This window comes from Pseudomonas sp., from assembly GCF_030147005.1.
In the GTDB taxonomy this organism is placed as follows: Bacteria; Pseudomonadota; Gammaproteobacteria; order Pseudomonadales; family Pseudomonadaceae; genus Aquipseudomonas.
In genome coordinates, this window is sequence record NZ_JASLAW010000250.1 from 1 (window position 1) to 9,402 (window position 9,402).

Here is a 9,402-nt window from a genome sequence, read left to right on the forward strand (position 1 = left end):
TGCACCTCTAGCTACATGTTATGCCCGAACACAAAATTTCTGACAGTCTCGTCGCCAAACCCGGCCGCCTTTTGAGCGACCGCCGGACTATAAGCCGCACCGCCAACCCCGCGCAAGGCATCAAAATGCCGCCCCGTCGAAGAGTGCCCATGACCCCTAGTGTCTTCCCATTCATTGCCGACATACTGCCGACGAACAAACGCACCACTAATACGCCAATCCACAAGCCTCACCCCAAACATTAAAGGACCAATGTGAAAAACCTCCTCCTAATCCTCCTCACCACCCTCATCCTCGGCGGCTGCGTCAGCCACCCCCTCACCCCCGAAAATCGCGCGCAGATCAAGACCGTCAAAGTTCTGCCCGTGAAGTGGGAAAAGAACATGGTGTACTTCGGCCGCGAACAGGCTTGGGGCGCTGCGTTGGGCGCCGGGCTCGGCGCGGGTGCCGGCATGGCAAGCGGGGCGTCCAAGGTGGGCACTGCAGCGTTGAGCGGCGCCGGGTTTGCCGCCGGCATGAAGCTTGGGCAGTTGGCCGAGATGCCAACGCCGGTGGCCATCCTGACGGTGATGGAGGCGGAAAAGCTCGATGTAGGCGTGTTGCTCAAGCAGGGCTTTGTCGATGAGTTGGGTAAGACGTCGACGCTCAAGGTGGTCGGCGACGATGAGCCCGCCGATGCGCAGATTCAGCTGACCGTGTCCGAGTGGGGCTTTCGTCTGACCCAGGGTTTCAGCGGCGTGATTTATCCCACCCTTAACGTGTTAGCGCAGATGAATCGCGGCGATGAAATGATCTGGCGCACCTTTGAAGCGGTTACGCCATTCAATGGCCAGAACGTCTATGGCTACACGCCGCTCACTTACCGCACCGACCCTGAAGCCTTGCGCAGGGCGCTGACCGGGATTACGCAGATTTCCGCGCAGTATCTGGTGAAGGAGCTCAAGTAAGTCTGTGCAAAGGCGTGCCGCTGTTGGTGGGCGGGGTTGCTCGCGAAGGCGGTGTGTCAGTCGCTGCATCTGTTGGTGCACTACCGCTTTCGCAGGCCAGCTCCCACATTTGATCTTCGTTGCGTTGAGTATTGCGTTCGGCGTTAGGGCACGTTCCCCACATTCGGGAAATAGGGGGCAGGCTTCTATTTGCTTTGCTTTCCCTTACTGTTTCCCGCTGAGCGCCTCAGGGCGTAACGGTGGAGTAGCGTCCGTGGCCGTCGGAGCGGCAGATGTTGGTTGAGACGGGGTGGGTTTCTTGTGGGGATCCGGTGCCGCTGAGTGCCACCAGATCGATAGAGCAATTGGAGACGTAGAAGTACGGCTTGTGAAATTCAATGCTCGCTTCGTAATCCTTCCCTGCTTGCGGGACGAACTGGACGGTGGGTGGGTAGCAGTATCCTTTATCGGTCTTATAGTCGATTTCGACCAGCACTGGCTGGTTGGCGGGAATGACGAATTCGTCGTAGCCCAGCCGGTCGGTTTTCACTGCTTCTGTATGGGCTGTGGCGGGGATGCCGATCACGCGGTTCTGGTAATCCTCGGCCTTCATGTCGAGGACATTGGAGTTGCGCCAAAGGATGTAACGCTGTTTGGGATCGTAGGTACGGGTAGGAATATCACCCTGTAATCGACCATTTTCCGGATGGTTGTAGTAGGCCTCGCAGGTTTTGCCAGGTATATAGCGCGCATGCTTTTCCGGTGCGGAGTAGATGCGAAAACGTGCGCTGGTAGCGGGGTCGTATTTGGCTGCTTCAGCTTCGTTACGCAGGCTGACCTTGTCGTAGCTGCAGCCTATGAGAAGCAGTGCGCCTGCGGTGATTATGAGCATTTTCATTGAATAACAACCCTCCCTGTCTTTTCTATCATCAGTACTGTTTGATGCGAAGACGCCTGAGCGTGCATAAATCATTTTGCTCCACTCTAAACTGCTTGCCTGCGTGCTTGAGGATCAGATGCTTGCGCCGACAATGCGTCATTGCGCATTTGCGACTCAGCGCACATTTCATCTTGAACATTTTGTTTATCTCGATGTCTTTACCCCGCCCACCCGCAACCGGTCGGGCTGCATGGACTGCAGCGTTTTCAAATGACATTAAGGATTGATGTGAACCTCTCCCTCTTACGGTCTCCTGTCTGCCACCGCCTGCGGTGCACCGGCTCGCGTCTGCGATTCCCAGGGACGCCGGGAGAGCCTCATTCGGATCGATTGATCCTTTCGCACAGCACACCTACTACCGCCGGGCGTATTGGCGGCTTTGACTGTAGTTCATGGAGTTTGAAATGAAGCGCAAGCAGTTCCAGAAAAGTCTGTTGGCAATCATGGTCGGGGCAATCAGCACGCAGGTGCTGGCAGTCGAGTTCGACCTGGGCCAGGGCAAGAATATTTGGGCCAATGAGACGTTTAACGAGCCGGTCACCATTAACGGCAAGTTTTCCCGGGTGGTCGATTCCAGCACCACTGATCCCGCCGGTCTCGGCTTTGTGAACACCAACATTCAAGGCTCGCTGATCAACCGCGCAGACATCACGCTGGACTCACAGGGCAAAACCATTCGTGCGATTGCCATTGACCCGATGTTCTGGTCTGGCCCTTCCAATCTGACTCCCGGCACCATCACCGGGGATGTGGTTCAGGCGGGCAATATCCTGATGAACCATGGCGCCTATGAAGGGCTTGAAATCGGTACCACCACCATTGGCGGCAGCGTTATCAACTCCGGCACCATCCGTTCCACGCCGCCGGTGAGCGCCGAGCCTTTTCCCGGCTACCTGGGCGGCGGCGAAGGCATTTACCTGCACGGCACCACCATTGCGGGCGACGTTTCCAACACCGGTGTGATCGACATGGCCGGTCCGGATGCGATTGGCTTGATCCTTGACGTCAGCGGAGACACGCCGACCACCATCGGCGGCAAGCTGCTGAACTCGGGCTCGATTATCGCCACCGGTGAAGGCGCCTGGGGCATGGAAGTGGAAACCGACACCAACCCCCTGCGTATTGAAAACAGCGGCCTGATTTCCGCCAATGGCAATGAGGCGAGGGGGCTGAGCTTTTTCTCCGGCACCGTCGATTACATCCTCAACACCGGCACCATTGAAGCCAAGGGCGCATCGGCCAATGCCTTCGATCTTTCCGGCGCCAGCTTTGCGCAAAACAGCGCTACGGGCGCACGCGGCATCGTCAACCGCGGCCTCATCGCGGCGGACGGCACTGCCATCCATGTGGATACGGCCGAGCAGGTTGCGAGCTTTGAAATCAACCAGCAAGCCGGCGAAATCCGCAGTAACAGCGGTATCGCCGTCGACGCCAACAACCTTGCCAGCCTGAACTGGACCGGCGGCAAAATCACCGGCGACCTGCTCAACCTCAGCGCCGTCAACATCGGCGGTCAGGCAGGTTTCAGCGGTAGCCGTATCATCGCCCCGGTGTCGGTCAACTCGGGTTCGCTGAACCTTTCCGCGCCTGGCACCGCCATCACCGGCGACCTCAATGTGGCCAGCGGCGCGGGCATTGATATGCACCTTGCCGACAGCGTGGTGCCGACCACGCCATACCTCACCGTAAACGGCACGGCCAATCTGGCCCAGGCTTCCAAGCTGACGGTCAGTGCCAACCCGGGCGACTTCGCGGCACCTAAAGCCGGCACGCAATACACCTTGCTGCAAGCCACCAGCGTGCAGAACAACGGTGTAGCCGTCGCCAGCGCGTCGTCGTTGCTGGACGTGCTCAGCTACTCGGCCGATGCGCAGACGGTCAAGGCCGTGGTGGCAGTGAAAAGCGATCAGCAGGTGCAACAGGAGTTGGCGGGTGTGAGTGCGGGTGCGTCGGCTGCAACCGCGGTCAACGTGTTGAAAAACGATGTGCTCGGCCAGCTCAACCAGAACGACCCAGTGTTCCAGAGTCTGGCCAACGCCGGGACTGCCCAGCAACTGGCGCAGCTCGCCGACCAGCTCACGCCCGACGTCAACCGTGGCGCCCTCGACGTGGCGCTGTCGGGGCAAACCGTGGTCAACGGCGCGATCTTCAACCGCCTCACCGACCAGCGTGAAAGCCATCAGGTTGGCGGTGTGTGGGTGCAGGGCCTGAGCAGCAACATGGACCAGGACGGCCGTGGCGGCAACAACGGTTACTCGGCTAACAGCAGCGGCATGGCCGTGGGTGTGGACGGTCGTTTGAACGACACCACCACCCTGGGCGTGGCGTACAGCTACCTGAATTCGAATATCCATTCGGACCTGGGCAACAAGACCGACGTCGAAGGCCACGCGCTGTCGCTGTACGGCAACTGGGCGCTGCAAAACTGGTTCGTGGATGGCAGCCTCAGCTACGGCCATAACGAGAACGACAGCAAGCGCCACGTCGCGGGCACTACGGCCAAGGGCAGTTACGACAGCAATGTCTTGTCGGCCAGCGTGATCGGCGGCTATAGCTTCAAGCCGTCCCAGGCGGTAGTGATCGAGCCGCGTGTGGCTGCGCGCTATGCCAATGTGCGCATGGACGGTTTCACCGAGAAAGGTTCGTCGGCGGCCTTGAGCACGGCTTCGCAGCGTTATGAAGTGGGCGAGTTGGGTGCCGGTGTGCGTTTGGCGGCCAACCTGCCGCTGAGCGCCGGTACGCTGCAACCGGAAGCGACCTTGATGGCCTATCACGATTTGATGGGTGACCGCGTGGCGCAAACCTCCAACTTCGTGGCTGGTGGTTCGGCGTTCACCGTTACTGGTGCGTCGGTGGCGCGTGACAGCTACGAGGCCAGTGTGGGTGTGAACTACAAAGTGTCGGACTTCACCGTCGGCGCCAGCTACACCCGCCAGGCACGTAGCGGTTTCGATGCGGACGGCGTGATGCTCAAGGCGCGCTACGCCTTCTAAGCCACACCGCAAAACAAAGTGTGGGAGGGGGCTTGTTCCCGATAGCGGTAGACCAGTCAATGGGTATGTTGACTGACTCGCCGCCATCAGGAGCAAGCCCCCTCCCATATTGGGTTTGTGTGAATACGCAGCGTTCGGGTCGGGGCAACTTGCGCTGGCTCAGCCCGCATACGTTGAGCGTGACGCTCTGATACCAGTGTGGGAGGGGGCTTGTTCCCGATAGCGGTGGACCAGCCAATGGATATGTTGACTGACTCACCGCCATCGGGAGCAAGCCCCCTCCCACATTGGGTTTGTGTGAATTCGTAGCGTTCGGGTCGGGGCAACTTGCGCTGGTTCAGCCCGCATACGTAGGGCGTGACGCTCTGATACCAGTGTGGGAGGGGGCTTGCTCCCGATAGCGGTGGTCCAGCCAATGGATATGTTGACTGACTCACCGCCATCGGGAGCAAGCTCCCTCCCACATTGGGTTTGTGTGAACCCGCAGCGTTCGGGTCAGAACAACTTGCGTTGCACCGCTTCATCCAGCGTGCTGCGCGTCAACGCTTCTACCACTTCGCGGGTGTCTGCCTGGAATGGGATGCCCACGATCAGCACTAGGTGCATCCAGGTGCGTATCGATTCGCTCTTCTTGACTCGGCCCAGTTCCTTGCCGTCTTTGTCCTTGAACACGGTTTCCAGGGTGAAGGTGTTCTTGGCTGTAGACGGGATGATGAAGAACGTCACGCCAGTGATGATCGCCGAGGCCATGCTGAACTGTTCGTTGTTGTACAGGGTGGCGTCGGCGTAGATGTCCGAGTCGACCTTATCGGTGCTCACCCGTGCAAAACGATTGGACTGGCGGAACCCATCAGCCACAGCCTTCTCCCACAGGGCAGCGGGAGCGCCGGCAGCGGCGTTGGCCGGGCCGCCGTTAACTTGATTCATCCCGGTGGTGCGTACGTACGCCGTAGGTTTCTGTGCTGGTGCATTGGCGGTAGGTGGCCAGGTCTGCACGGGTGGCAGTTCGTGCTGTGAATAGGACACGCAGCCCGTCAGCAAGACTGCCGCGAGTACCAGGCCGTGCTTGATCAATCCTTTCATGTGGTGCTCCCTGTAGTTACGGTTTGGCCAGTTTGGCGGTGGCAGCGTCGAGCAGCTGCGCGACGAGTTCGTTCAGTTGTTTGGCGCCCATGGTGGGGGCCCAGTATTCGCGCCCGTAGAGGCCCACATTGCGCTCGAACTTGACCTCTTGCTTGCTGCTGGCCAGTTCCTTGCCGTCGCGATCGACAATCACCAGGTCGCCGGCCAAGTCGAAGGTGTCGACAAATATCGGACCGTTGACCCAGATCCAGATCGTCAACGTCAGCAATGCGCCGGGCACATAGCCCGGGTGCACGCCGCGATGGCCTTTAAGAGACGTCATGTTGAATTTCAGCGAAACATCCTGCTCGCCAAGGCGCGCGGGGTACTCGGTGACCTGCTTGAAGTAACCGGCCGTGCGCACGTATTGATTGAGCTGCAGAGTCAGGGATCGGCTGATCGCGGTTTTGTTGACATCGTTGACGTCGGCGGCACTGACCGTCACATCAGCAATTTGCGCACTGCGTGGGCTGCTGACAGAAGCCGGATGCAGCGGGGCGCCGACAGGGCCGGTGACGGTGTAGGACACACAACCTGTCATCGACAGCGCGGCGATCAGGGCCGCCGCCCGCAAGAGGATTTTCAACACGCAATATCCTTATTAATGAATGAACCAGCCCAGGCTCTCGACCCGTTGGCTCAAAACTTTAGGGCTGATCCAATTCCCTCCCAGCAAACCTACTCATTATTTGAACCTGCGGTTGGCCGAAACATCTTGAGAACCGCTCTCAACCCCGTAAAATGCCGCAGCCGTTGCATCACAGTCTTTCAGGGAAGAATTCAGGCCAGCGTGTCAGGCTGCCTAACTCCTTGGAAAACCCGGCAACGCTGATTTCCTCACCCAAGGAGCACCCTGTGAAGACACTGTCCAAAATCCTGCTGTCGGGCCTCACCGCCGCGGCGCTGTTGACCGTGGCCGGTTGCGCCACCGAGAGCAACCGCGCGATGCCGGTGGAGCAAGTCGCCAGCGCCAGCGTCGCCTATTCCGGCGTGCGTGTGCCGATTGCCGTGGGCAAGTTCGACAACCGCTCCAGCTACATGCGCGGCATCTTCTCCGATGGAGTCGACCGTCTCGGCGGCCAGGCCAAGACCATCCTCATCACCCACTTGCAGCAGACCAACCGCTTCAGCGTGCTGGACCGCGACAACATGGGTGAAATCTCCCAGGAAGCCAAGATCAAAGGCACCGCGCAGAAGCTCAAGGGCGCTGACTACGTGGTGACGGGCGATGTGACTGAGTTCGGCCGCAAAGAGACCGGCGACCGCCAGCTGTTCGGCATCCTCGGCCGTGGCAAAACCCAAGTGGCCTACGCCAAAGTCGCGCTGAATATCGTCAACATCAACACTTCCGAAGTGGTGTATTCCACCCAGGGCGCCGGTGAGTACGCCCTGTCCAACCGCGAAGTGATCGGCTTCGGCGGCACCGCCAGCTACGACTCCACCCTCAATGGCAAGGTGCTGGACCTGGCCATGCGCGAAGCGATCAACCGCCTGGTGGACGGCATCAATGCCGGTGCCTGGACCCCGCGCAACTGATCAGCAACACCTCAAGGAGCAGTACACGGATGAGCAAGGCAGTTAAGTTGGCGCTGATGCTGACAGCAATCGCGACGGTAGCCGGGTGCCAGACGGCGCCCCAGCCCCTGTATCAATGGGAAAGCTACCAGCCGCAGGTTTACGAGTACTTCAAGGGCGAGCCCAAGGAAGCGCAGGTGGAAGCGCTGGAACGCGACCTGCAAAAAATCAATGCCAGTGGCCGCAAAACCCCGCCGGGTTACCACGCGCACCTGGGCATGCTGTACATGAACATGGGCAAGGATGACCAGATGGTGCAGGAGTTTCGCACCGAGAAGGCCCTGTTCCCCGAGTCCGCTGCGTACATGGACTTTCTGCTAAAAAACGCCAAGACCGGAGTCGCCACTAAATGAGCCTGTTAAAACTCACTGGCGCCTTGCTGGCCCTGGCGTTGCTCGGCGGTTGCGCGGCGCCCAAGACGGTCGATTATTCGGCGTACAAACAGGCGCGCCCCAAGTCGATCCTGGTATTGCCGCCGATCAATGAATCGCCGGAAGTGCAGGCGTCCTACAGCCTGGTGTCGCAGGTGACTTACCCGTTGGCCGAAGCCGGCTACTACGTGCTGCCGATCGCCCTGGTGGACGAAACCTTCCGCCAGAACGGCCTGACCACCGCCAACGATATCCAGGCCGTACTGCCAGCCAAGCTGCATGACATCTTTGGTGCAGACGCGGCGCTGTACATCACCGTCAGTGAATACGGCACCAAGTACATGCTGATCTCCAGCGACACGTCGGTGACGGCCTCGGCCAAGCTGGTGGACCTGCGCACCGGCACCACCCTGTGGACCGGCGCGGCTCGGGCGTCCAGCGAGGAAGGCAACAACAACGGTGGCGGCCTCGTCGGCATGCTGATCACGGCGGCGGTCAAGCAGGTGATCAACAGCTCCACCGATGCGGCGCACCCGATTGCCGGTATCACCAGCGCGCGCTTGCTGTCGGCAGGGCAACGCACCGGGATCCTGTACGGCCCGCGTAACCCCAAGTACGGCACGGACTAAGGTAATACCGCGGTTCTAAAACCACTGAAGATCAAATGTGGGAGCGGGCTTGCTCGCGAAGGCGGTGTTCCAGTCACCGGATGTATTGACTGGCCCACCGCCTTCGCGAGCAAGCCCGCTCCCACAATAGATTGGTGGTGCTATCTGAATAAGGCTTAACCCGAACACCCCACATCCTGCGTCTGACCTTGTGAACGGATCATTCATTCACGAGGTTCAGCCCATGTCCCGTCCTCTGCTCTTCCTGCGTCCTGCTGCCCAGGGCTTCGCCGTTACCCTGCTGGTAACGCTGGCCGGGTGCGGGCTGTCGTCGTCCCCTGACCTGGCGAAACCAGCCGAGCCCATCGCAACGCTTCAACGCGCGCCGGCCGAGGGCGCAGTCGTTAAACGCATGGCCATGCCTGCACCAATGATGATGCGGGAGACTGCGACCCTGGCTGAGCGCAGCGAACCCCGCGAGCAATACGCCAACCTGCCCGACAACCCGGTGCATCGCGTCGCCGAAGCACCGGTCTCCACGTTCAGCGTGGATGTCGACACCGGCAGCTACGCCAACGTAAGACGCTTCCTCAACCAGGGCCGCCTGCCGCTCGCAGGCGCGGTACGGCTGGAGGAAATGGTCAATTACTTCCCTTATGACTACGCGCTGCCTACCGATGGCTCACCCTTTGGCGTCACCACCGAAGTCGCCGCCACGCCCTGGAACCCGCGCACAAAGCTGTTGCGCATCGGCATCAAAGCGTCCGACCGCGCCGTGGCGGACCTGGCCCCGGCCAACTTGGTGTTCCTGGTGGATGTGTCCGGCTCCATGGACCGTCGCGAAGGCTTGCCGCTGGTCAAAAGCAC

General features: G+C 60.0%; 9 protein-coding genes. 6 read left to right on the forward strand and 3 right to left on the reverse strand.

Translation table 11 applies throughout. From position 1 onward, the window contains the following. The first annotated feature begins 254 nt into the window (after positions 1–254). Positions 255–947, forward strand: a complete 693-nt coding sequence (locus Q1V60_RS23885) for a hypothetical protein (protein ID WP_300635430.1) — start codon at positions 255–257, stop codon at positions 945–947. Positions 948–1,173: 226 nt separating this feature from the next. Here Q1V60_RS23885 and Q1V60_RS23890 read toward each other — a convergent pair whose 3' ends face one another. After that, positions 1,174–1,824, reverse strand: coding sequence for a hypothetical protein (locus Q1V60_RS23890; RefSeq protein WP_300635432.1), 651 nt, complete (start codon positions 1,822–1,824; stop codon positions 1,174–1,176). 446 nt (positions 1,825–2,270) lie between these two features. Between Q1V60_RS23890 and Q1V60_RS23895 the strand changes: the two genes are divergently transcribed. Then, positions 2,271–4,859, forward strand: coding sequence for an autotransporter outer membrane beta-barrel domain-containing protein (locus tag Q1V60_RS23895; protein WP_300635434.1), 2,589 nt, complete (start codon positions 2,271–2,273; stop codon positions 4,857–4,859). Between the two features lie 495 nt (positions 4,860–5,354). On the opposite strand, the gene Q1V60_RS23900 is transcribed toward Q1V60_RS23895, so the two are convergent. Both Q1V60_RS23900 and Q1V60_RS23905 read right to left on the reverse strand, forming a co-directional pair. Beyond that, positions 5,355–5,942, reverse strand: a complete 588-nt coding sequence (locus Q1V60_RS23900) for a hypothetical protein (RefSeq protein WP_300635436.1) — start codon at positions 5,940–5,942, stop codon at positions 5,355–5,357. Positions 5,943–5,958: 16 nt separating this feature from the next. Beyond that, positions 5,959–6,570, reverse strand: a complete 612-nt coding sequence (locus Q1V60_RS23905) for a hypothetical protein (protein ID WP_300635438.1) — start codon at positions 6,568–6,570, stop codon at positions 5,959–5,961. Positions 6,571–6,836: 266 nt separating this feature from the next. Here Q1V60_RS23905 and Q1V60_RS23910 point away from each other — a divergent pair, with 266 nt between their 5' ends. From Q1V60_RS23910 to Q1V60_RS23925, 4 genes are all read left to right on the forward strand, one after another. Continuing rightward, the gene (locus Q1V60_RS23910) at positions 6,837–7,517 is read left to right on the forward strand and encodes a CsgG/HfaB family protein (RefSeq protein WP_300635440.1); all 681 of its coding nucleotides are present in this window, start codon (positions 6,837–6,839) and stop codon (positions 7,515–7,517) included. Between the two features lie 29 nt (positions 7,518–7,546). Next, complete coding sequence (locus Q1V60_RS23915) at positions 7,547–7,909, forward strand: DUF4810 domain-containing protein (protein ID WP_300635442.1); 363 nt, start codon at positions 7,547–7,549, stop codon at positions 7,907–7,909. After that, positions 7,906–8,556, forward strand: a complete 651-nt coding sequence (locus Q1V60_RS23920; protein WP_065949945.1) for a DUF799 domain-containing protein — start codon at positions 7,906–7,908, stop codon at positions 8,554–8,556. Before Q1V60_RS23915 ends, Q1V60_RS23920 begins: the two co-directional genes overlap by 4 nt. 223 nt (positions 8,557–8,779) lie before the next feature. Then, on the forward strand, positions 8,780–9,402 hold a 623-nt coding region (locus Q1V60_RS23925), incomplete at its 3' end, for a von Willebrand factor type A domain-containing protein (protein ID WP_300635446.1).